The sequence below is a fragment of the Sporosarcina sp. USHLN248 genome (assembly GCF_037144575.1).
Lineage (GTDB): Bacteria > Bacillota > Bacilli > Bacillales_A > Planococcaceae > Sporosarcina > Sporosarcina contaminans.
In genome coordinates this window covers 1-223 of sequence record NZ_JBBCZC010000136.1, presented here as the reverse complement: position 1 = coordinate 223, position 223 = coordinate 1, and the positions used below count along the sequence as shown (strand labels likewise).

The following is a 223-nucleotide window of genomic DNA, read 5'->3' as shown; positions in this document are numbered from 1 at the left end:
TCAAAGGAATTGACGGGGACCCGCACAAGCGGTGGAGCATGTGGTTTAATTCGAAGCAACGCGAAGAACCTTACCAGGTCTTGACATCCCGCTGCCCGGTGTAGAGATACATCTTTCCCTTCGGGGACAGCGGTGACAGGTGGTGCATGGTTGTCGTCAGCTCGTGTCGTGAGATGTTGGGTTAAGTCCCGCAACGAGCGCAACCCTTGATCTTAGTTGCCAG

General features: G+C 54.7%; 1 rRNA gene. It reads left to right on the top strand.

Annotated elements, in window-relative coordinates:
- A 16S ribosomal RNA gene (locus tag WFH04_RS18255) occupies window positions 1–223 on the top strand; the annotation flags it as partial.